The organism is Streptococcus sanguinis (assembly GCF_050223295.1).
GTDB lineage: Bacteria > Bacillota > Bacilli > Lactobacillales > Streptococcaceae > Streptococcus > Streptococcus sanguinis_X.
The window spans coordinates 960518-981823 of sequence record NZ_CP071424.1 but is presented as its reverse complement, the minus strand read 5'-3'; the positions used below and the strand labels follow the sequence as shown (position 1 = coordinate 981823).

General features: G+C 43.2%; 24 protein-coding genes. All 24 read right to left on the bottom strand.

Features of this window, described 5'->3' with window-relative positions; genetic code table 11:
* Window positions 1–3 precede the first annotated feature (3 nt).
* The gene (locus J1C77_RS04835) at window positions 4–1407 is read right to left on the bottom strand and encodes a hypothetical protein (protein ID WP_427195153.1); all 1404 of its coding nucleotides are present in this window, start codon (window positions 1405–1407) and stop codon (window positions 4–6) included.
* A 1-nt stretch (window position 1408) separates the two neighbouring features.
* Complete coding sequence (locus J1C77_RS04830; protein WP_002921559.1) at window positions 1409–1999, bottom strand: hypothetical protein; 591 nt, start codon at window positions 1997–1999, stop codon at window positions 1409–1411.
* Between the two features lie 170 nt (window positions 2000–2169).
* On the bottom strand, window positions 2170–2763 hold the full coding sequence (locus J1C77_RS04825; protein WP_080980310.1) for a hypothetical protein: 594 nt from the start codon (window positions 2761–2763) through the stop codon (window positions 2170–2172).
* A 155-nt stretch (window positions 2764–2918) separates the two neighbouring features.
* Complete coding sequence (phoU, locus tag J1C77_RS04820; RefSeq protein WP_002895767.1) at window positions 2919–3572, bottom strand: phosphate signaling complex protein PhoU; 654 nt, start codon at window positions 3570–3572, stop codon at window positions 2919–2921.
* Between the two features lie 14 nt (window positions 3573–3586).
* Window positions 3587–4345 (bottom strand): phosphate ABC transporter ATP-binding protein PstB, encoded by a 759-nt coding sequence (pstB, locus tag J1C77_RS04815; RefSeq protein ID WP_009660526.1) that lies wholly within the window; start codon window positions 4343–4345, stop codon window positions 3587–3589.
* A gap of 75 nt (window positions 4346–4420) precedes the next feature.
* A complete protein-coding gene (gene pstB, locus J1C77_RS04810; RefSeq protein ID WP_002895769.1) occupies window positions 4421–5224 on the bottom strand; it encodes a phosphate ABC transporter ATP-binding protein PstB in 804 nt (267 codons plus the stop codon).
* 10 nt (window positions 5225–5234) lie between these two features.
* Complete coding sequence (gene pstA, locus J1C77_RS04805; RefSeq protein WP_002895770.1) at window positions 5235–6119, bottom strand: phosphate ABC transporter permease PstA; 885 nt, start codon at window positions 6117–6119, stop codon at window positions 5235–5237.
* On the bottom strand, window positions 6109–7026 hold the full coding sequence (pstC, locus tag J1C77_RS04800) for a phosphate ABC transporter permease subunit PstC (RefSeq protein ID WP_002895771.1): 918 nt from the start codon (window positions 7024–7026) through the stop codon (window positions 6109–6111). The genes pstA and pstC overlap by 11 nt, the downstream gene beginning before the upstream one ends.
* The gene (locus J1C77_RS04795; RefSeq protein WP_002897767.1) at window positions 7023–7904 is read right to left on the bottom strand and encodes a phosphate ABC transporter substrate-binding protein PstS family protein; all 882 of its coding nucleotides are present in this window, start codon (window positions 7902–7904) and stop codon (window positions 7023–7025) included. The genes pstC and J1C77_RS04795 overlap by 4 nt, the downstream gene beginning before the upstream one ends.
* Window positions 7905–8034: 130 nt before the next feature.
* Window positions 8035–9339 (bottom strand): RsmF rRNA methyltransferase first C-terminal domain-containing protein, encoded by a 1305-nt coding sequence (locus J1C77_RS04790; RefSeq protein WP_002921564.1) that lies wholly within the window; start codon window positions 9337–9339, stop codon window positions 8035–8037.
* Window positions 9340–10110, bottom strand: a complete 771-nt coding sequence (locus J1C77_RS04785; protein ID WP_042762922.1) for an inositol monophosphatase family protein — start codon at window positions 10108–10110, stop codon at window positions 9340–9342.
* On the bottom strand, window positions 10100–10378 hold the full coding sequence (locus J1C77_RS04780; protein ID WP_002897770.1) for a UPF0223 family protein: 279 nt from the start codon (window positions 10376–10378) through the stop codon (window positions 10100–10102). Before J1C77_RS04780 ends, J1C77_RS04785 begins: the two co-directional genes overlap by 11 nt.
* Before the next feature lie 2 nt (window positions 10379–10380).
* Window positions 10381–10782 carry a Spx/MgsR family RNA polymerase-binding regulatory protein gene (locus J1C77_RS04775; RefSeq protein WP_002906786.1) on the bottom strand — a complete coding sequence of 134 codons (402 nt, stop codon included), beginning with the start codon at window positions 10780–10782 and terminating at the stop codon, window positions 10381–10383.
* A gap of 111 nt (window positions 10783–10893) precedes the next feature.
* Window positions 10894–11823, bottom strand: coding sequence for a bifunctional riboflavin kinase/FAD synthetase (locus J1C77_RS04770; protein WP_328262849.1), 930 nt, complete (start codon window positions 11821–11823; stop codon window positions 10894–10896).
* Window positions 11824–12070: 247 nt separating this feature from the next.
* Window positions 12071–12949 (bottom strand): tRNA pseudouridine(55) synthase TruB, encoded by an 879-nt coding sequence (truB, locus tag J1C77_RS04765; protein ID WP_002921574.1) that lies wholly within the window; start codon window positions 12947–12949, stop codon window positions 12071–12073.
* A gap of 176 nt (window positions 12950–13125) precedes the next feature.
* On the bottom strand, window positions 13126–13923 hold the full coding sequence (locus J1C77_RS04760) for a hypothetical protein (protein ID WP_002921576.1): 798 nt from the start codon (window positions 13921–13923) through the stop codon (window positions 13126–13128).
* A complete protein-coding gene (locus J1C77_RS04755; RefSeq protein WP_002921578.1) occupies window positions 13904–14341 on the bottom strand; it encodes a GNAT family N-acetyltransferase in 438 nt (145 codons plus the stop codon). Before J1C77_RS04755 ends, J1C77_RS04760 begins: the two co-directional genes overlap by 20 nt.
* Complete coding sequence (locus J1C77_RS04750) at window positions 14338–14724, bottom strand: hypothetical protein (protein WP_002921580.1); 387 nt, start codon at window positions 14722–14724, stop codon at window positions 14338–14340. Before J1C77_RS04750 ends, J1C77_RS04755 begins: the two co-directional genes overlap by 4 nt.
* A gap of 5 nt (window positions 14725–14729) precedes the next feature.
* Entirely contained in the window at window positions 14730–15998 is a 1269-nt protein-coding gene (locus J1C77_RS04745) for a DUF2130 domain-containing protein (protein WP_002921582.1), read from the bottom strand.
* A gap of 30 nt (window positions 15999–16028) precedes the next feature.
* Window positions 16029–16451 carry a hypothetical protein gene (locus J1C77_RS04740; RefSeq protein WP_002921583.1) on the bottom strand — a complete coding sequence of 141 codons (423 nt, stop codon included), beginning with the start codon at window positions 16449–16451 and terminating at the stop codon, window positions 16029–16031.
* A 96-nt stretch (window positions 16452–16547) separates the two neighbouring features.
* Complete coding sequence (locus J1C77_RS04735; protein WP_002921584.1) at window positions 16548–18293, bottom strand: ABC transporter ATP-binding protein; 1746 nt, start codon at window positions 18291–18293, stop codon at window positions 16548–16550.
* Window positions 18286–20064, bottom strand: coding sequence for an ABC transporter ATP-binding protein (locus J1C77_RS04730; protein WP_002921585.1), 1779 nt, complete (start codon window positions 20062–20064; stop codon window positions 18286–18288). Before J1C77_RS04730 ends, J1C77_RS04735 begins: the two co-directional genes overlap by 8 nt.
* A gap of 18 nt (window positions 20065–20082) precedes the next feature.
* Window positions 20083–20694, bottom strand: a complete 612-nt coding sequence (locus J1C77_RS04725; RefSeq protein WP_002921591.1) for a TetR/AcrR family transcriptional regulator — start codon at window positions 20692–20694, stop codon at window positions 20083–20085.
* Window positions 20695–20867: 173 nt separating this feature from the next.
* Complete coding sequence (locus J1C77_RS04720) at window positions 20868–21284, bottom strand: GNAT family N-acetyltransferase (protein ID WP_002921592.1); 417 nt, start codon at window positions 21282–21284, stop codon at window positions 20868–20870.
* Between the last annotated feature and the right edge of the window lie 22 nt (window positions 21285–21306).

The window sequence follows — 21306 nt, the reverse complement described above, 5'->3', positions numbered from 1 at the left end:
CTCCTATTTCTTTGTGAAAATCTGGGCGCCTTTTTGATCAATCGCTACAATATTATCAGCGGCCTTGTTTAAATTGCCAGCAATCTCCGTCATTTTAGTCGTATATGCACTTGCTGAGGCAAGGGTAGTTGCTTCTTTTCCATCATTCCAAGCAGTTGATATGCTCAACTCAGATAGTAATCCTTCTATCTCATCAGCAGAAAGATTGTGAGCTAGAGTATAAGCTGCATCTCTCAGTTCTTTGATATGATTTTCAACACTAGATTTAGCACTTTTTATCTTATCTTTAATTTCTTGCTCATATACTTCAGCCTGAAGCTGAGCTGTTTGCGCACTCGTACGAACAAGTTCCTCTCTTAAACTAATTTTTTTGTCGCCAGAACTAGTCTTCAAAGAGGCATGCAACTCATCAATTCGTTTCCTATTTATGGCGATTAAATCTTGCTTAGAAGGCTCAGGGGCAAAGTCTCCATATTCCTTTAAATACTCGCTAACATAATACTCAGGATTTTGCTTGTCATCCTCTAATCCATAATTTGCGATTACTACATTTACTTTGTACGTTTTTGCTTTATACTCAGCAATCTTTCGGACCTGTTTTTCTGTCATGCCAGTAGCGAATAGATTTCTTTTATAATAATAATCTACATCTAACTTGTTTCCCTTCATTACTGGAGTTCTTGGTGAATGTCCGTCCTCTCCTTCAAGAACTTCAAATCTCATAGTTTGTCCATAGGGAACATAACCACTATTCCCGTCTAAGAAAACAACATCGCCTCGACTATCTCTATAGATAGTGGCGTTTTTATTGAGATAAGCTACTTGTTCTTTTGAAATACCGCCTGTATCAACAGCTTTTTTAGCCGCAAAATCCATAAAATTTGTCACTTTGATTGTACGGTTCTGTTTAAGGCCGTACTTTGAGGCTGTATAAGCTACCCCAGGCCCAGCTTGACTGTGCCCAGACATATTAGAAATAATTCCGTTATGGGATTTTATTTTTTCTTCGGTAATTTGATAAAACATATCAATATCATCTGATTGGGGAGTCAGCATTCCTGGAAATATTCCAAATGCCCCACTAGCAAAGAATGCTCTTTCAGATGAATCAACAATGTCTCGATTCTTTTTCCAGAAATATGGCTGATTCCCAAATTCTTTTGAATTCTCAAAAGGCATCTGCGTACCAGCAACAACTATGGTTGTTTCTTGATAGTTTGGATTTAATCCTTTGCTATCAACAGGTACAACTGCCATTGCTTGGGTTATACTATCCTGTCGATAAACAATTTGATAAAACTTAGGGCTATCTTCTGTTCCGGCATTTATAATTTCTCCCTCATTCTTCTTTACGTTTTTCTTAAGACCAAACTGTAATCTTTGAACCTCTTGATCAGACAAAGTCATATCATTCGTCTCCTTTACTCAAGTTAACATTATAAACAATTTCTGCATTCGGACTTCCTTTTTCATCCTTAATAACATCCTTTAACTGACCGTATTCAACTAATAATTCCATATTCAAATCAATCCCTTTAGCTCTTGTGAGTTTAGCTTCATCAGGTAAATGTTGCGCGTTAGAAACATCAATGTTATTCCCGTTTGAGTCCTTTAAATCTATAGCTTCATTTCCACCTCCATCAAAATTAAGAATTATATGTGAGACGATACCAAAGCTACTTGGATACACATTATTAACTTTAGTGCCAAGAGTGGCTTTATTTCCATGCTTATCATAAATAGTTGGACGGATATAGACATTTGAGAAAGTTGACCCTTCCTCAGTAACGTAGATTGGGGAAAACTCAATCTTTTCAACCCCTGAGTAATGCTCTTTTATATAAGTTCCTAGTTGCTCTTCCAGAAGTCGAAAGCCATGCTGATAGAGTTTAGCTGTTTTGGGGCTAAGGTTAGGTTTTGTTAGTTTGTTGTACATGTAGATTCCTCCTAATATTACAACGAATAGAATTGTTAAAGCAATAATAATCTTTTTTTTCACAAGACTACCTCCATTATAATGATTTTTCAGAGAGCGGTTTCAAAGTTCTTTTCTAATAGTATAGCATAATGCATTTATATTGTCATATAAAATTTTTTCATTGTTCTTGCAAAACTTTGTTCTCAACCATCTAAGAAAATGAATATATTTCTTGATTAATTCACGTCACATCATTCTTCTCCCTTGCTGAGCTTAGCATTGTAAATATTTTCAGCTTCTGGGGTTCCTTTTTCATCCTTGACAACATCTTTTAACTGACCGTCTTGAACCAATAAAGAAATATTTTCATCTGTACTTCTAGCCTTCGTAAGCTTTGCTTCATCTGGCAAATGTTTTGCATTTGAAACATCAATCTCATTACCTTGTGAGTCCATTAATTCTATAACATCATTTCCTGAACCATCAAAATCAAGAAATATATGAGTAGCTAAACCATAGCTATTAGGTGTGTAGTTCTCTATTGTTGTTCCTAATGTTGCTTTATTCCCATATTTATCATAAATTGTCGGACGTACATTGGCATTTAGCATAGAACCGCCATTATCCCCTGTAATATAAATAGGAGAAAATTCAATTTTCTCAATACCTTTATAGTGTTCTTTGAAATAGGTCCCATATTGTTCTTCTAAGAGTCGAAAGCCTCGCTGATAGAGCTTGGTTGTTTTGGGGCTAAAGTTGGGTTTGGTTAGTTTGTTATACATATAGATACCTCCTGAACCTAACATGACCAAAACAGCAATCATTATAAGGATTTTTTTCTTCATAAACAGTCTCCATTTTTTGCTCATATAAAAAAACAATTTTTGACGCTACTTCCGTAGTATAACATAGTTAGTTGTAAGTTAAAACACAAGATGGAATGCTAACCATACTTGAGTTTATACAAAAAAGACACGAAACAAATCGCATCTTTTGATGATTACAACTCAATAATTTTACCTGTTTCAAAGTAAACAACCCATTCACAGATATTCTTGGCATAGTCGCCGATTCGTTCCAAGTAAGAGATAACTTGGAAGTAGTCACGGCCAGTCACAATCAGCTCTGGATTTTGTTTGATTTCCTCAGTAGCAAGATCGCGAATATCATCAAAGTATTGGTTGATTTTCTCATCCATAGCTGCTACAGCATAAGCTTGGTCTACATTTCCATTGAGGTAGACGTTCAGGGTTTCTTCGACGAAATTCTTAACATCGCGCCCCATCTTGCTGATTGCATCTTCTACAGACTCGATGCGAACTTCTCCCTTCATCCGAACAGTGGCTTTGGCGATCGATACGGCGTGGTCACCCATGCGTTCCAAGTCACTGCTGGCCTTCAGCACGGTGATAACGGTTCGCAAGTCCTGAGATACAGGTTGCTGCAGGGCAATGATTTCCAGAGATTTTTTCTCCAGTTTCACTTCGTATTCATTGACTTCGGCATCGTCTTCAATGACCTGACGAGCCAGTTCACGGTCATGTGTGACAAAGGCACGAACCGTTCGGTTAATCTGCGATAGGACTTCGTTTCCCATCGCGTAGAATTGATTATGAAGTTTTTCTAAATCTTCTTCAAATTGTACTCTAAGCATAAGATTCCTTTCTGTTATCCGAATTTACCAGTAATGTAGTCTTCGGTCTCTTTGTGGGCTGGATTGAGGAACATCTTCTTGGTTTCATTAAATTCAATCAAGTCTCCACCAAGGAAGAAGCCGGTCTTTTCAGAAATCCGAGACGCCTGCTGCATGGAGCGAGTGACCAAAAGCATGGTATATTTGTCTTTCAGGCTGTAGAGGGTTTCCTCGATTTTCCCAGCTGAGATTGGATCCAAGGCTGATGTCGGCTCGTCCAAGAGAATGATCTTAGGACTAGTAGCTAGCACGCGAGCCACACAAACCCGTTGCTGCTGACCACCGGAAAGACCGATAGCGGAATCATGCAGACGGTCCTTGACCTCGTCCCAGATAGAAGCGCCAATAAGGGAACGTTCTACTGCTTCGTCCAAGACGGCCTTGTCCTTAACACCATTAATCCGAAGTCCATAGACCACATTTTCATAGATAGTCATAGGGAAGGGATTAGGCTGCTGGAAGACCATTCCGATTTCTTTGCGAAGCTCCACTGTATCTGTCCTCGGACCATAGATATTGTGACTGTTATAAATGACCGTTCCTGTAGTCGTTACTTCTGGATTCAGGTCGCCCATTCGGTTGATGGCCTTAAGCAAGGTTGACTTACCTGAGCCTGACGGTCCAATCAAAGCCGTAATCTCATTTGGCATGAAATCAAGTGAAACGCTATTAAGGGCTTTCTTTTTATTATAATAAACCGACAAGTCCTTGACTTGCAAAATAGGTTCTGTCATACGTTTTTCCTTCATTTTATTTTACATTCAACCAAAGACTAAGCTTGTTGAATCGTGATGAATACGGACAGCTGCTTAACCAAAATGACCTGAAACATAGTCATTAGTGGACTGAAGCTTGGCATTTTGGAAAATATTGGCCGTCTTATCGTACTCAATCAAGTCGCCCAGATAGAAGAATCCAGTGTAGTCACTAGCACGGGCAGCCTGCTGCATATTGTGGGTCACAATGATAATGGTATAGTTGTTCTTAAGCTCAAACATGGTTTCTTCCAGCTGCATGGTCGCAATCGGATCCAAGGCTGACGCTGGCTCATCCATGAGCAGAATGTTTGGTTTGACTGAGATAGCACGGGCAATACAGAGCCGCTGCTGCTGACCCCCAGAGAGAGTCAGGGCTGACTTGTGCAAGTCATCTTTGACCTGATCCCAAAGAGCTGCTTGCTTAAGCGAGGTCTCCACAATCTCATCCAAAACCTTTCTATCTCTGACACCAGCCCGTTCATGAGCAAAGGTAATATTTCGATAGATGGACTTGGCAAAAGGATTTGGCCGTTGGAAAACCATGCCAATATGCTTACGCATTTCATAAACATTGATTTCAGGGCGGTTGACATCAATCCCCTCATAGAGAATCTCTCCAGTCACATTGGCAATATCAATGGTATCGTTCATGCGGTTGAGGCTGCGAAGATAGGTAGATTTACCTGATCCTGACGGGCCAATCAAAGCAGTGATTTTATTTTTTTCAAACTGCATATCAATGCCCTTGATGGATTCCTTTTTACCGTAGTAAACATGCAAATCCTTGGTCGACAGGGCTACCTTTTCTTCAGGAAAAGTAATGATATGTTTTTCATTCCAATTATATTCTGTCATTTCTTCTCCTTTAAGCAGAGGTTAATTTCTTATGCAGATAGCTGCCCAGTTTGCGGGCTCCCAGATTGAAAATCAAAATGAAGATCAGGAGAACCGCTGCTGAACCTGCAGAAACAGCCGTTCCATCAGGAATTGTACCCTCACTATTGACCTTCCAGATATGGACGGCCAAAGTCTCAGCCTGACGGAAGATAGAGATAGGACTAGTGACGCTGAAAATATTCCAGTTGGACCAGTCAAGAGCCGGCGCTGACTGACCTGCTGTATAAATCAAGGCCGCTGCCTCACCAAAGATACGACCAGAAGCTAGTACAATACCTGTCACAATACTAGGCAAAGCTTCTGGGATGACCACATGCAGGACCGTTTCCCAGCGGGAAATTCCCAAGGCCAAACCAGCTTCACGTTGCGTATGATGGACATGGCGCAGGCTATCTTCGACGTTCCGCGTCATCTGAGGCAGATTAAAGACGGTCAAGGCCAAGGCACCAGAAATGATTGAGAAGCCATACTCAAACTGGACAACAAAGATCAAATAACCAAAGAGCCCTACTACTACCGAAGGCAGTGAAGATAGAATTTCAATACAGGTACGGACAAAGTTGGTCACTGGGCCTTTCTTAGCATACTCTGACAGATAAACCCCAGCCCCCATAGAAAGAGGCACAGAGATAATCAGAGTAATCACCAGCAGGAAGAAGGAATTGTATAGCTGAATCCCAATACCACCGCCAGCTTGGTAAGAAGAGGATTTCCCTGTCAAGAAAGACCAGGAAACATGCGGCAGACCTCTAACTAAGATATAGAGGATGAGAGAGGCAAGGATGGCAACAATGATACTCGCTATTGTGTAGAGAACACCAGTCGCCAATTTATCTAATTTCTTAGCGTGCATAGTTTTTCTTACCTCTTTCTTTTGTAATTAGTTTAATCACACTGTTAAAGGCTAAGCTCATCATCAAGAGCACCAGAGCCAGAGACCAGAGAACGTTATTGTCCACTGTTCCCATAACGGTATTTCCGATTCCCATGGTCAAGACAGAGGTCAGTGTAGCTGCTGGTGTTGTCAAAGAGGTTGGAATCACCGCAGAGTTACCAACGACCATCTGGATAGCTAGGGCTTCACCGAAGGCACGCGCCATTCCAAAGACCACAGCTGTAAAGATACCTGAGCGAGCAGCCTTGAGTGTTACCCGCCAAATAGTCTGCCAGCGCGTTGCGCCCATAGCCAGACTTGCTTCACGGTAGTGGCGTGGCACAGCACGCAGACTGTCCGTCGTCATAAAGGTTACTGTTGGCAAAATCATGACAAAGAGCACAAAAATACCAGACAAAATCCCAAAACCCGTACCGCCAAAGACAGTCCGGACAAAAGGAACCACGATTTGCAGACCGATAAATCCATAAACAACAGACGGAATACCAACTAAAAGTTCAATTGCTGGTTGCAGTATCTTTGCTCCTTTTGGAGAAACCTCTGTCATAAAGACAGCTGCACCAATCGCAAAGGGAGTTGCTATCAAGGCTGACAGAATGGTAACGATAAAAGAGCCTAAAATCATTGGCAGGGCACCGAATTCCTTACCAGAAGGATTCCAGACGCCACCAAAAAGAAAATCAAAAACATTAACGCCGTTGACAAAGAAAGTAGATAGACCTTTCTGAGCAACGAAAATTAGAATCATAGCCACAATCACCACAATCAGTGACAGACAGGCAAAAGTCAGATAGCGGCCAAACTTCTCCAAGCGAGAATTTTTAGAAGGCGATAACAACTTTTTGGTTAATTCCTCATTTTTCATTTTGAATCTCCTTCTATTGCTGTGACATTCCCATCAGCGTCCTTGCTGACTTTCATATCGTTGATTGAGATATAGCCCATGCTGGTAACCACCCCTTTTTGAACATCATCTGACAGCATATAGTCTAGAAACTCAGCAGCCAGACCAGTCGGCTTGCCCAGTGTATACATATGCTCATAAGACCAGAGCGACCAGTTATTGGTAGCAACGTTCTCTGCTGTTGGTTCGTAGTTATTGAGTTTCAAGGTTTTTACAGACTCATCAACATAGGCAAAGGCCAGGTAAGAAATCGCGCCGGGAGTTTGCGAAACGATATTTTTGACCATACCGTTGGAATCCTGCTCCTGACTCTGCACAGCTGATTTCCCATCCATGATGACACTGTCAAAGGTTGCTCGGGAACCAGAGCTAGCCGCACGATTGATAATTGAAATCTCCAAGTCCTTACCGCCCAGTTCTTTCCAGTTGGTGATTTCACCAGTAAAAATTTTCTGCAGCTGTTCGGACGTTAGATTATCCACGTCAACTTCTTTATTGACAATCACAGCAATCCCAGCCACGGCGACCTTATGGTCCACCAAGTCAGACGCTTTGATTCCTTCCTTCTCTTCAGCGAAAACATCCGAGTTCCCGATTTCAACAGCTCCTGACTGCACTTGAGACAGACCTGTACCAGATCCACCACCCTGAACATTGACTGTTTTACCGATGTTGTTAGAGCCAAAGTCATCAGCTGCCGCTTCAACTAAAGGCTGCAAAGCAGTTGACCCTACTGCTGTCATAGATTCACCACGGTCAATCCATGATGAACAAGCTGATAAGGTGAGTCCTAAGCCCAGAGCCGTCAGCGCTAAAGCAAATTTTTTCAATTTGTTCAAAAGATTTCTCCTTTAATAAAATCAAGAGGATGGGAAGTATCTTTAGTATTTCTTACTTAGCAGAAAGAAGCTTTTTTCAATACATTCACATCTTCAACTATATCATATAATACCAGCTTTTCCTAATATTTTATCTAAATCTCAGGCCTTTTGGAAAATAATTTTTCAGGATTTTTCCAGTGACTTTTGCAAAGCCCAGGCCGTTCCCGCCAAGGACTAGTTGGTACCAGCCGTTTGGCTTCGTTTCTGCCAGTTCAATCGTCTCGCCAGCCGCATATTTCTTGAAGTCCTGATTATTGATTTCAACTCGATTCAGAACTTCGCTGGGCTTCATAGCCAAGCCTAGGGCAAAGCTAGGCTCAAAGCGATTCTTCTTAAACGTTCCTAGATGCAAACCGTTACGGGCAATCCTTAGCTTGGACAGGTCTGGCAGGCCAGAAGGCAACAAATAAAGATTGTCCCCAAAGGTCTTCAGCTCTCCAGTCAAGACTGTTTTTAGATGCTTTGTCTCAAAATCCTGCCATAACTTTCTTTGATCGCTCGTCAAGCGATGCTTAGCTGATTTAATCTTCTTACTGCTATTCTCACCAGTAAAGCGAAAGTGAGCTGCAAACTGACCTTCACCTTTGAAGCGATTCGGATACATCCGAGCTGTCTCAGGAAAGCCAATTCCTTCAGTCATCCCGTTTATCTTAGGAATATCAATAAGTTCAAGTGGAAATTCTTCCAGTAACCAAGTAACGATGTCTTCATTTTCTTCAGGAGCCCAAGTACAGGTCGAATAAACCAGACGACCGTCCTTGGCAAGCATGCTCATAGCAGCTGTTAAAATTTCTCTCTGGAGCTGGGCGCATTGGGCTGGATAATCCGGAGTCCAATACTGGGTAGCATCCGGCTGCTTACGAAACATGCCCTCGCCCGAACAAGGGGCATCCAGCACAATCAAATCAAAATATCCCTCGAAAACCTGAGCCAAACGGTCAGCAGATTCATTGGTAACAAGCACATTTCTAGCACCAAAGCGCTCAATGTTCTCCACTAAGATTTTTGATCGTTTGCTATTGATTTCGTTGGAGACCAGCAGGCCCGTATTATCTAAAAAAGATAAAAGATGAGTTGACTTGCCACCTGGAGCCGCCGCCAAATCTAGGACCTTCATACCCTTAGATGGTGCTGCTATCTGAGCCACCATCTGAGCTGCTGGCTCCTGCGAATAAACCAGACCAGTCACATGCTCAGCAGACTTGCCAGACACCTTGCCATAAAAGCCCCAGTCTGTCTGAGGAATGGCATCTGAGAAATTCTGTTGGCCTTCTTTCAGAGGATTGCTGCGAAAGGCCGAAATCGGCTCCTCGTCAAAAGTCGCAAAAAAGTCCGCCACTTCTGCGCCTAAAATCTGCTCATATTTTTCTTTAAAACCTTTAGGAAAGTCCATCTACTGCTTCCCCTTTTCTAAATAAGGCTTCAGAGCCGATAGTTTGCACTTAGGCGCCATCATGACAGGCTGCCGAGTCTGGAAATTTAGCTGACTGCCATCCAAGGTCTGGACGATAAAGCCTAGCTTCTCCGCCATAATCGAAGCCGCCGCATAATCCCAAGGCCAGTTGTAGGAAAAATAAGCCAAGAGACCGCCAGACAGCACCTTGCTAAAGCTAATCCCAGCACTGCCATAAACCCGAACCCCTAAACACTCCCGAGCTAAGTCTGCCAACCCCCAATCATTGGCTTGGAGCATACCAGCATTGGAAGCCATAAGAAAATCTTGAAAAGGCCGGTCCTCAAAAGCAGGAAGTTTCCGGTCGTTACAGTAGACGTCAAAGTCTCCGCCACCGTGATAGAGTTGGTCTCTGGTCACATCATAGATCAAGCCAAAACGACCAATGCCCTTTTCAAAATAGGCAATCATAACAGCAAAATCAGCTTTCTGAGTGATAAAGTTGGTGGTCCCGTCGATTGGATCAATCACCCAGACATTGCCATCAGTAATATCATGTCGGAGTCCATTTTCCTCCGCTAAAATAGCATCCTGCGGATAGCGGGCTAGAATCTTAGCCACCAAATCATCCTGAACCCTCCGGTCCATCTGGGTGACTAAGTCAGTGGCACTGGTCTTTTGACTCACATCCAAATCATCATAGAGATGTTCTCTCAAAAAAGCACCAGCTTGGTAGATGATTTCTTTAGCAAAATGAAATTTATTTTCCAAGAGAAATGCTTCCTTTACCTTTACTTTTTGCCTCTTGAACAGCACGATAAAGCGAATAACCGCTGACGTTTTCAAACTCTCGCCCGATTCGCTTCTCTTGACCCTTGCTCGGAACAACTTGCTTGAAAGCCGCATAGGACTTCAAGAGCTTTTCCGCTTGGACTTTCTGTTCATAGGCTGCTTCTACATCATTAAAAAAAGAGAGCACCGAAGCAAGCTCTTCAGTGCTCCACGATAAATCTAGTGGGTAACTATAATTTTTGTTCATCTTTACTGAATATCTGCCCGCATGGTTGCGGATCTTAACTCTTCCTTACGATAACTACGAGGCAGGAAAGCACGAATTTCATCCTCGTTAAAGCCGATTTGCATCCGTTTGCCGTCTAAAATAATTGGGCGTCGCAAAAGACTGGGATTTTCCTCAATCAACTGAATCAAGGTTGAAATGGACAAATCCTCCACATCCAAATCTAATTTCTGAAAAATTTTTGAGCGAGTTGAAATAATGTCGTCTGTACCGTTCTCTGTCAGAGAAAGAATGTGTTGCAATTCGGGAGCTGACAGAGGGCTCGTCATGATATTATGTTCCTGAAAGGGCACTTCATGATTTAGCAGCCAAGCACGCGCCTTACGGCAAGAAGTACAACTCGGCGATAAAAATAATGTAATCATGCGTTTCTCTTCTAATTCTGTATAATAACTACCTCTATTATACTAAATTTTATTTGGCTTGACTATATTTTTTTGAAAATTACTGCCGAATGTCATGAAAATATAAATTTTTCAACTATTTCGATAACCAGTCCAACTTCTAGCGATCCGTTCATCACTCTGCAGCTGAGCAATCAAGCTGTCAATACCATCAAACTTAACCATATCGCGAATCTTATCCAGCCAGAAAATCCGAATGGTATCGCCATAGATATCCTGAGAAAAATCAAATATATTAACCTCAAAACGAAGTTCATCACCGTCAAAAGTTACATTTTTCCCAACACTAGCCATACCTCGATAGCGCTGACCATTGTGCTCAACATCCGCGACATAGACGCCATCTCCTGGGAGATGGACTCGATCCAAGGGAGCTAGATTGGCTGTTGGATAGCCAATCGTCCGTCCTCTGGCATTGCCATGAACCACAATGCCACGAGTAGACAGAGGGTAGCCAAGCAGCTCTTGTGTTTTCAGCATATCTCCGACAGCAATCGTCTCCCGAATCCGAGTGGAAGAAATCTTCCGATTATCCAAATTAACCGAGGGAACGATAACAATCTTGCCATTAAAATAATCTCTCAGCTCATGTGACTCTTTGCGGTCTGAGCCAAAATGATAGTCAAAGCCAGCTACCACGGCTTTGGCGCGCAGACGAGATACATACTTCTCAAAAAAGTCCCGAGCTGTATTGCCCGCAAAATGGCTAGTAAAATCAATCAGGTAAAGATAGTCAACACCTAAACTTTCCAGCTGCGCCATCCGGTCTTCAGGACTAGCCAGATGCAACATGAGTTCAGGCTGATAGCGGACAAAGGCCAGCTTAGGAGACTCTGGGAAGGTTAGTACTGCAATCTTGAGACCTTGCTCCGTTGCAATCTCTCTCGCTTTCTCAAAGAGTGCCTGATGCCCCTTATGCAGTCCATCGAAATAGCCTAGAACAAGGACCGTATCTTCTGTCTGATCAATCCCTTTTTCATCTATAATTCTCTTGGTTATCATCATTCCTCTATTTTACTACGCATTTGCTATTTTTACAATATCCGTTCCGTGCTAAACTGCAAAATATTCAAAAAGATTTGACTGCTCTAGTCAGGGCGTTTGTCAAAATCGAAAAAAAGCAAAACAAAAGGACAGCAGTTGTGCAGTTGCTGTCCTTTTGTGAGGTTTAATGAAATTATTATAACATGCAAGCGCACATTTCATATTACAAAAGAGTAACAATCTTTTGACAATTCTACTGCGGATATTAAAGGAAGACTTTGCGGGGCTTGTAGGCGGCTTCCCGCTTTTCCAAAATGGCTACTAACTTCTCCTTATAAAAACCAGCAAGCTCAGCTTCTTCTGATATCAAGCTGATAAAACGACCATTCCTCACATCCTCAACTTGCTCTTCTGAGAGCTCAACTTTCAGTAGATCTCCGATTCCCAATTCGAGTGGTTGGAGGAAGGAGAAATCATCTACTGCTACTCGATCTGCTATTTCATCCAAGGTCAAGGCATCATCTAAGCTCATACCTGCTGAGGAAGTCCGTGTCAGCTGGGACATGTGACTGGCAAAGCCAAGCTTGGTTCCCAAATCAACAGACAGAGTTCGGACATAGGTCCCCTTGCTGCACTTGACTCGAAAACGAAAGCGTGCTTGTTCACCTTCATAGGAAATCGGACCGGTGCGCTCGAAACTATAGATGGTCACCTGCCGCTCTGGCCTCTCTACTTCTTGACCCGCCCTTGCATACTCATAAAGCTTGCGGCCATTTACCTTGACTGCAGAGTACATGGGCGGAATCTGGCGAATCTCACCAGTCATGGACTCCATCGTTTCATCAATGAGAGCTTCTTCTAAAAGCTCTGTCACTGGCGTCCGCTCTAGGAGGTCTCCGCTGGCATCCTCTGTCGTTGTTGAGCAGCCCAGAGTGATCTCCCCCTCGTAGACCTTGCCTTCCTCCTGCATAAACTCGACCAAGCGCGTCGCTTTGCCCACAGCAATCGGAAGCACCCCTACCACATCTGGATCCAAGGTGCCCCCATGACCAATTTTCTTGGTTTTTAAAATTTTGCGCAGCTTAAATACCGCATCATGCGAAGTCATCCCCGCTTCTTTTCTTAAGTTGATAATTCCGTTCATTGGTTAACTTTCTAAAAATACTAAAACTCTCTTTTGGAAATTCTTGTCTGCTCTGGCATCATATTCTTGACAGGTCTGAGCCTGAATCAGCAGTCACTTTTTGTTCTTGATTTTTTCCAAAATTCCATCAGTTTATATGAATGCTAATGATTGACTAGAAAGACATAACGAAACAGTCACACTTCTATCCGACTTTCAAAAATCTGATAAAGCTGTTCAAGGCGGTAGTCCTCGGTAGACGCCATTTCTTCCTCCGATAGGAGAACATTCTCCAATATTGGAAAAAAACCTTGAGCCAGTTCCCGACTGTTCAACCAATTTGTCATCTGCTGGTTAAAGGCAGGATTATCCGAAAAAATATAGTCAAAGTGAGCATAATTCTTGGTGTAATTGTAGTAAATCTCCTCCAGAGCAAGTAGTGCCTTGATGGGATCAGCTTCCTCCAGCCAAAGACTCCTATCTAGCAGATGGCTGGTTTCAAGGCCAGCCAGATCAAACATAACCAAATAAACCGCCACACCATCAGCTTGACTGGGTCTAAAGTTAATCGTATCAAGGATAAACTGACGTGAGAAGCGCCGCATAAAATCTAACTCCTGCTGCTTCCAACTGTCACTTTCAAAGTGACACCGATCCAGATTAAGAGAATCATCGACTCTGATTTCAATGTAGTGAGCAATCATCTCTAAAATCCGAGGCAGAAAATGCCTGATTTGGTAGTCGTCATCACTCTTAGTAACCACCGCGTTGAGGTATTCATAGATTAACACCTCACTCAGTTCCCTGACAGGAATGGTTTGCAAAGCTCTGAGATTCTCCTCGGAGATGCAGACGGGGCAGTTACAAAGGGTCAGAGGAAAGTGTAAATCGCAACTAAACAGGGTGTAGGCCTCTTCTAAAAGGGCTTGCATAGCAGGGCTGAGGTCGGGCTCCTTCGGTATTTCCGGTCTAGTCTTAGCTTTTTTCTTTCCCATACTCATCCTCCTCTACGTTCATCGCAAAAGCTAGGCTAGTCTGACGAAAGCCATAATTTTGGGCATGCGCAGCCAACCGTTCATCATTGGCACCATCTTGACTAGCTATCTTCTTGACCTTGTCCATCAGAGCTGTTGCAATTCCTTGCCGCCTGGCATTTCGACTGACCGCCAGAGCTAAAATTCGATAGTAGAAACCTGTGGCCTCGAAAAAGTAAAGTTTAGCATAGCCGATAAAGCCAAGAATCTGAGATTCTTTCTCAGCAACTAAACAACCGTAAGCTGGATTAGCAAGAATATACCTGAGTCTACTTTGCAATTCATCTTTTTCTACTGAATAGCTCAATACTTTATACAGGGGCGGCAGAACTTCTGCGTCTTCTTTCTGATATTCTTGAACAGTCAATTGATCTATCATTTTTCTATTTTTCTTTCAAAATACTGCTTATAAATAGCTACTGCTATCTGACGCCTTTTCTTAATAACTAAGTCAGTCGCCTCTTCATCGTCCATAAATCCAATCCCTGAAAAAACTAACAAACCTAGTCCAAGATAAGGTAAATCCTTAACAGATAAGGACATCCCTTGAAAAAAGACTAAATAGCAAAGTAGTAAAAAATAAACTACATTAGCTAACAGTACTTGTTTGCCTCGTTCAATCCAAATTTCTTTACGTAATTCTGAAGAAGCAGCCTGCCATTGCTGATTAAAAGTTTCCTTCCCTTCTTGTGGCAGTCTTTCTATAATTCGATCAATCTCAGCAAATTTGGTTGATTGTATCCAACGGGTTGTTAAGTCCATTTTTCTCACTCCTTCAAAGCTTCAAACTTAGCTTTCATAGTAGGATTTTTGCGTGTCAGTTTTTTGACAGAGACATCATCCAGTTTGTTATTAGCCAAGCGCAGCTGGTTTTCAGAGGTTGTCAGGAACTTCTTGATTTCTTCCATCCGGCGGATGGCCTTGTCAATCTCCTCGATGGCCTTGCCAAAGTTGGTCGAAGCGGACTGATAGTTCTTGGCAAAAGCTACTTTAAAGGCATCCAAATCTTCCTCAAAATGCGTAATATCAATATTCTGCTCCCGCACCAAGGCCAGTTCCTGCTTATACTGGAGCGAGTTGAGCGCAGCATTACGCAGGAGGGTAATCATGGGCAGAAAGAACTGAGGCCGGATAACATACATCTTCTCATAGGCATAAGATACATCGACAATACCCGAATTGTAGAGCTCGCTGTCAGCCTCAAGAAGTGTCACCAGAATAGCATATTCACAGCCTTTCTCCCGCCGATCCTTATCCAGCTCTTTGAAGAAATGCTCATTTTTCTTCTTGGTCGCTGTCTCATCGCCTTCATTTTTCATCTCAAACATGATGGAGAGAATTTCCACGCCATTTTCATCTACCTCGCGGTAAATGTAGTCACCCTTGCTGCCGGTTCTTGCATCATTGTCCTTGCCAAACTCAGCTCGTGGGAACATGGCCATACGGTTCTTGTTAAACTCGTACTCGCAGTGCTGTTCCAAACTCTCACCAATCATCTTAGTGGACTGCTTGGCTTTAAAATCCTTGTAGAACTCTATTGTCTCATCTTTCTGCCGCAGCTCTACCTCATAGCGCTCTTTAAGCGAGGTCTGAGCCAGCGCTGCTTCCTTTTCTTGCAAAACTAGCTGATTCTTAACCTCGTCTCGCTCTTTTTCCAGCGAAGACAAGGTCTTTTGCAATTGATTTTCATGCTCCAAGCGCAGAGTTGTCAGCTGACTTTCCAATTGCTGGACTTCCTTATCCTTCTCCTGCAACTGAAGACTAGCTGCCTGCTCCGCCTCTTTCTTTGCCAATTCCTGCTGGGTCTCAAACTGAGCAATTTGACTTTGAAGATTGCTAATTTCCTGTTCTTTCTGAGATAGGAGAGCTTGTTGGACATTCTGGGCTTTTTGCTCTTCTAAAGCCAGTTCCTGCTCAATCCGAGCATGAATCTCCTTGTCAAACTCTGCTGTCCGAACCTGCGACAAAAGCTCACTATACTGGCTCTCATTGACAGTAAAAACCTCCCCGCAGTTGGGGCATTTGATTTCATTCATGGGGTACCTCTTTCTCTGTAGTTAAACTCTTTATTCTTTTTCTTTTCCGACCCGACAGTTCATGCAACCTTCATACATTATTTGGAGCTGACAAGGAGAAATCTTATTTCCCATTGATAATTCTCCCTGCCAAAGACACTTTTTATCACTGTAATATTCGTGAATAATTGTAATAATAAATTGCGGATATTCTTTTAGAAAATGTTCTAATGGATAGTAAACACCAGTGAATGCCCGATTTTCTTGACTGTCCAAAATGTAGATTTGACAATAATCAAGCTCAACATTTTCAAAGCAAATGCCAGCTTCATAATACTTTTCGCCCTCCTGACTATAATCAATCATATAATCAAACTGAACATGCAAATGATTGCTTTCCAGCCAAATCTTCCGAGTGCTCAAATCATGCAAACTAAAGGCCCGGCCAGGAGGCCGCTTCTCTGCTCTTTCCATCTTTCTCCTACTTCTGCTCGTTAATCTTTATGATTATTATACCATCCTTTCTCGAAATTAAAAACAGCAAGCCAAATAGCTTGCTGTATTAGGTTATCACTCACCCATCTCAATCCGCCAGCTGGTGGCTGTTTTTCTTTCTTGGATAAATTTACTGTAAATACCTTGTTTGGCCAGTAAGTCTTGGTGTTTACCTTGCTCGACAATGCGACCTTGATCCAGCACCAAAATCTGGTCTGCATGCTCAACCGTCTTAAGTCGGTGGGCAATCATGATAATGGTCTTATCGCGAGTCAAAGCCTGAATAGCCTGCATGAGGGCTTCTTCGTTTTCTGGGTCAACATTGGCTGTTGCTTCATCCAGAATGATAATAGGCGCATCCTTGATAATTGCTCGTGCAATGGAAATGCGCTGACGCTCACCTCCAGAAAGACTAGCACCTCCTTCACCAATCTTGGTGTCATAACCATCAGGCAGCGAGAGGATAAAGTCATGACAGGCTGCTTTCTTGGCAGCCTCTATCACTTCTTCCTGACTGGCCTCCGGCTTGCCAAAACGAATGTTATTGGCAATGGTATCCTCAAAGAGATAGACGCTTTGGAAGACAAAGCTGAAATTACGAATCAGACTGTCATAGCTGTAATCCCTAACATCATGCCCGCCTAGACTGATACTTCCTTGGTCCACATCCCAGAAGCGGGCAATGAGGTTACAAAGCGTTGTTTTGCCTGATCCAGAAGGTCCGACCAGAGCAGTTGTCGTTTTTTCTGGAATGGTGAGGGAAACCTGGTCAATGATTTTCTTATTTCCATAAGAGAAGCTAACGTCTCTCAGCTCAATCCGGCTGCTCTTAGGCTCAATATCCTGACCGCTGATGTCCATCGGCTGGATAGCCAAGACTTGATTGACCATGTCAACCGACAGATCAACAATGCGCAGGAGAGAAGAGAATGAGCCAACGCCGTCTAGATTTTCATAAATCATAAAGCCACTGACAATCATCATAATGGTTACCAGCAGCTCCATACTACCATTGAGATAAAAGTAGATAGAGAAAAGCCCCATAAAGAGACCGGTCAGCTTGGTCACCATACCCTGGAGAGCAATGTAAGGTGAGGTCACAAGTGTCATTTTGGTATCTAGCTGACTCTTGCCTTCAATAGCCTTGGACAGCTTCTTGGCAGAACGGTTGACCAGATTGTAGTTCTTAACTTCAGCAATACCTTGGCTGTACTCCAAAACAACGGCTACTAGGTCCATATCCGCCTGATACTTGTCATCAGAAACCTTGCCAACTTGCCAACGCATGAGGGTATTTGGCAAGAGAAAGAGGACGAGCCCCACCAAGAGAACCAGTCCAACCCGCCAGTCATAGAGAAAGACCAAAACGGTGATGAGACCGGTCGTCAGAAATCCTTGCACTGTCATCATAACCACTCGCGTAGCTACGTCAGACAGCCCTTCCAGCGTATTAGTCGTAACACTGGTAATCTTGCCCAAGCTATTTTGATTAAAGTAACCCATGGGCAAATAGCGCATGTGCTCAGCAATTTCAATCCGCTTCTGAGCACAGGTATGATAGCCCGCTTCCGTCTGGAGCATAGTGATTTTCAGGGTAATCCAGACGTTTAGCACAGTGGATACCAACATGATAGCCAGATCCAGCCAGAAAGTCTGCATAGAGAGATTCTTCTCAATCAGTCCCATAACGACTAGGCCGATTGCTGGAATACGCAGAGCGATGATAAAGGACTTGATGATGCCCAGATAAATGGATTGATAAAATTTCCTACGGTCCTCTGCCGTACAGAAATCAAAGAATTTCTTCAGTATATTAAGCATGAGTCAGCCCTCCTTCCATCTCACTATTATCCTTGGTAGCAATATGGGCCTGCCACATGGAAGCGTAAAGCGGACTGGTTGTCAGCAATTCTTCATGCCGACCTCTAGCTTCAATCCGACCATCATTGACCAAGACTATCTGGTCTGCACTCATAATAGTAGACAGCCTGTGGGCAATGACAATCAAGGTCCGTCCCTCAATCAAACGAGCTAGACTGGACTGGATCCGTGCTTCATTTTCTGGATCTGTATAAGCAGTCGCTTCATCCAAGATAAGAATCGGTGCATCCTTAAGCATGGCACGGGCGATAGCAATCCGCTGACGCTCCCCACCAGATAGATGGCCGCCGCCAGAGCCTACTTGAGTTTCAAAGCCGTCTTCTAAGTTCATGATAAAGTCATAACAGCCACAGCGACGGGCAATTTCGATGACCTCTTCATCAGAAGCTGCTGGATTTCCCATCCGGATATTTTCCATAATAGTCTCATCAAAGAGATAGTTATCCTGGGTCACGTAAGCAATCTGCCGACTGTAATAATCTAGCGGAAGCTGACGAATATCCAAGCCACCATAGGTAATCTGACCAGAAGTGACATCCCAGAAAGAAGCCAGAAGCTTAGCAATTGTAGACTTACCCGAGCCTGATGGGCCGACTAAAGCATTGATGCTGCCAGCCTTAATATCTAGCGAAATGTCGTGCAGTACTTCCTCTTCATCTGTATAGCCAAAGCTGACATCCGTCATAACCAGATCCCTTCCTTTTGGAAGTTCTCTCAGCTCCTGAGGCCTTTCCAAATCAGGCTTTTCCAGAATATCAATGACTTGGCCAAAAATAGTGCCTATTTTCCGTAAATCGTCCATGTAACTAGCCACTAAAATCAGAGGAGTCAGAAGACTGAGCGAAAGAATAATCATCAGAATAAAATTGCTGGCAGTCAAACTGCCTTGCAGATAGAAATAACAGCCAGCCGGCAGAAGAAAGAGCAAGCCTGATGGCAGAAAAGCAGTCACAATGCCCATCTCCAGATTGAACTTGCGCATCCACTCAATAAAGCAATCTGCTCCTTCTCTAGCAGCCGTCACAAACTTATCGTAAGAGAACTTTTCCTTGCCAAAAACCTTGATGACTTCAATCCCATTGATGTATTCCACCGCTGTATCATTGAGTTTTTTGGTCTTGACCAGAGTATTTTGATAGTCTGCTTCGCTATTGGCAACCATCCGCATATAGGCCAGCACCACGATGGGAATAGTCAGGAGAGACAGCAAGGTCAGCCGCCAATCGATAACCAGCATGGCAATGAGAACAATAATCGGACCAAAAATCCCAGCGGTAAACTCTGGAATCAGGTGAGCCAAGGTCGTTTCGGTCGCATCTACCCGCTCAACGATAATGTTTTTATAACTCCCTGATGACTGACTAAGCACTGTGCCTAGAGGCAGCCTAGCTAGCTTGTCTGTCAGGCGACGCCGCATTTCCGCTAGAATCTTAAAAGTAGCCGTATGCGACAGCATGGTGGAAATACCGTGAAATCCCCAGTAGCCAATCCAGGCCAGACCTGCCCACGCTGACTGCTGCAGGTAAAAATCCCAGTTTTTATTGCCAGCCAAGAGCTGATTAATCATTCCACCAATAAAGAAATAAGGCAGAAATCCTGAAATCACAGAGGCAAAGGCAAAGATCAGACTGAGCACAAAATATATCTCAAAATATATCTTATGAAGGGAAACAAAGTCCCAGATCCAAGCAAGGACAGATTTTTTCTTCATAGAATTTCCTTCTTTCTATCAAAAACCTAGCAAACCTCCCCAGTCAAACAAGTCCATGATGGAATGGCAAAATTCCAGCGCCTGCTCTTGGGGCCAGTCTTGAGCCAAGGGCTCAAATACAGCAGTGTAATAAGCTGTCATGCACGATCGCAGAAACTCGTGTTTGACCAAATGATTGATCTTACCCTCTTTGTATGCCAGCTCCAAATAGCGATAAGTCTCGTCTGCAGCCAAATGAGGCAGACGCATCCTGAAGTCCGCTTGCGAAGATCCCTGAGATTTAAAGAGCAAGAGCTGCATAATATCCTTATGCTCATAGAGAATCCGCATCAGGGACTGGAGATCCTCCAAGCGATGGGCCCACATATCAGACAGGTGTCCCTCTTCTAGGAAAGCATAGTCACGTCGCTTCTGCTCTTGTCCATACTGATCTAAGGCTGTCAAAGTAGGCTCAAGCAGGGCAACAAAGAGACTGTCCTTACTCTCATAGCGCTTATAAAGAGCCCCAGTCGTCAAGCCAGCAGCGCGACAAATTCTCCGCAGTGAAGCATCCTGATAGCCATAAGCTAAGAACTCACTCCTCGCGCTTTCCAAGATTTTTTCGTTTAACTCATCTGTTTCTTTTTTCATGCTTTCAATTTGATAACACTGTTATCACCTTTCTTCCTTTATTATAAATTCTGATAATTTAACTGTCAAGGAAAAACAAAAGAGACCGAGAAATATTTTCATCGGTCTAGTTCTATTCCTTTTTTTCTTGTAAACATGACAAAAGGAGCTTATTAACAAACTCCTATAGAATTTTACTTTTTATTGGGTGCATAAATCATGCCAGTACAGTCGAAATCTTCCTGTCGGCGAAAGCCGAGCTCTTGATAAAAAGTTAGATTTTTATCTGATTGCTCCGTTGCCAACTGGATTTGGTAAACATCCTTAAATCTTTCCAACGTCTGCTGAAGAAGGCTTCGGCCAATCCCCTGACGCTGGTAGAGTGGATACACCAGCAAATCCTGAATAAAGACAATGGTAAGCCCATCTCCGACCACTCGGATCAAACCAACCAACTCTTCATCATCATAGGCCGCCATCACAAACAAGGACTGATGGAAGGCTTGCTCTAACTGCTGAGGTCGATTAGTGTAATTGCTCCAACCAACTGAAGCATAGAGGTCTAGCACTGCTGCAAAATCCAGCTGAGGATTTATTTTATAATGAATCATGGCTATCTCCTTGTTTTTTCTC

Bases quoted from the DNA above. Each gene is read 5' to 3' on its own strand.
- J1C77_RS04835 (WP_427195153.1), bottom strand. From the start codon at position 1,407: ATGACTTTGTCTGATCAAGAGGTTCAAAGATTACAGTTTGGTCTTAAG.
- J1C77_RS04825 (WP_080980310.1), bottom strand. From the start codon at position 2,763: ATGAAGAAAAAAATCCTTATAATGATTGCTGTTTTGGTCATGTTAGGT.
- phoU (WP_002895767.1), bottom strand. From the start codon at position 3,572: ATGCTTAGAGTACAATTTGAAGAAGATTTAGAAAAACTTCATAATCAA.
- pstB (WP_009660526.1), bottom strand. From the start codon at position 4,345: ATGACAGAACCTATTTTGCAAGTCAAGGACTTGTCGGTTTATTATAAT.
- pstB (WP_002895769.1), bottom strand. From the start codon at position 5,224: ATGACAGAATATAATTGGAATGAAAAACATATCATTACTTTTCCTGAA.
- pstA (WP_002895770.1), bottom strand. From the start codon at position 6,119: ATGCACGCTAAGAAATTAGATAAATTGGCGACTGGTGTTCTCTACACA.
- pstC (WP_002895771.1), bottom strand. From the start codon at position 7,026: ATGAAAAATGAGGAATTAACCAAAAAGTTGTTATCGCCTTCTAAAAAT.
- J1C77_RS04790 (WP_002921564.1), bottom strand. From the start codon at position 9,339: ATGGACTTTCCTAAAGGTTTTAAAGAAAAATATGAGCAGATTTTAGGC.
- J1C77_RS04780 (WP_002897770.1), bottom strand. From the start codon at position 10,378: ATGAACAAAAATTATAGTTACCCACTAGATTTATCGTGGAGCACTGAA.
- J1C77_RS04775 (WP_002906786.1), bottom strand. From the start codon at position 10,782: ATGATTACATTATTTTTATCGCCGAGTTGTACTTCTTGCCGTAAGGCG.
- J1C77_RS04770 (WP_328262849.1), bottom strand. From the start codon at position 11,823: ATGATAACCAAGAGAATTATAGATGAAAAAGGGATTGATCAGACAGAA.
- truB (WP_002921574.1), bottom strand. From the start codon at position 12,949: ATGAACGGAATTATCAACTTAAGAAAAGAAGCGGGGATGACTTCGCAT.
- J1C77_RS04760 (WP_002921576.1), bottom strand. From the start codon at position 13,923: ATGGGAAAGAAAAAAGCTAAGACTAGACCGGAAATACCGAAGGAGCCC.
- J1C77_RS04755 (WP_002921578.1), bottom strand. From the start codon at position 14,341: ATGATAGATCAATTGACTGTTCAAGAATATCAGAAAGAAGACGCAGAA.
- J1C77_RS04750 (WP_002921580.1), bottom strand. From the start codon at position 14,724: ATGGACTTAACAACCCGTTGGATACAATCAACCAAATTTGCTGAGATT.
- J1C77_RS04745 (WP_002921582.1), bottom strand. From the start codon at position 15,998: ATGAATGAAATCAAATGCCCCAACTGCGGGGAGGTTTTTACTGTCAAT.
- J1C77_RS04740 (WP_002921583.1), bottom strand. From the start codon at position 16,451: ATGGAAAGAGCAGAGAAGCGGCCTCCTGGCCGGGCCTTTAGTTTGCAT.
- J1C77_RS04735 (WP_002921584.1), bottom strand. From the start codon at position 18,293: ATGCTTAATATACTGAAGAAATTCTTTGATTTCTGTACGGCAGAGGAC.
- J1C77_RS04730 (WP_002921585.1), bottom strand. From the start codon at position 20,064: ATGAAGAAAAAATCTGTCCTTGCTTGGATCTGGGACTTTGTTTCCCTT.
- J1C77_RS04725 (WP_002921591.1), bottom strand. From the start codon at position 20,694: ATGAAAAAAGAAACAGATGAGTTAAACGAAAAAATCTTGGAAAGCGCG.
- J1C77_RS04720 (WP_002921592.1), bottom strand. From the start codon at position 21,284: ATGATTCATTATAAAATAAATCCTCAGCTGGATTTTGCAGCAGTGCTA.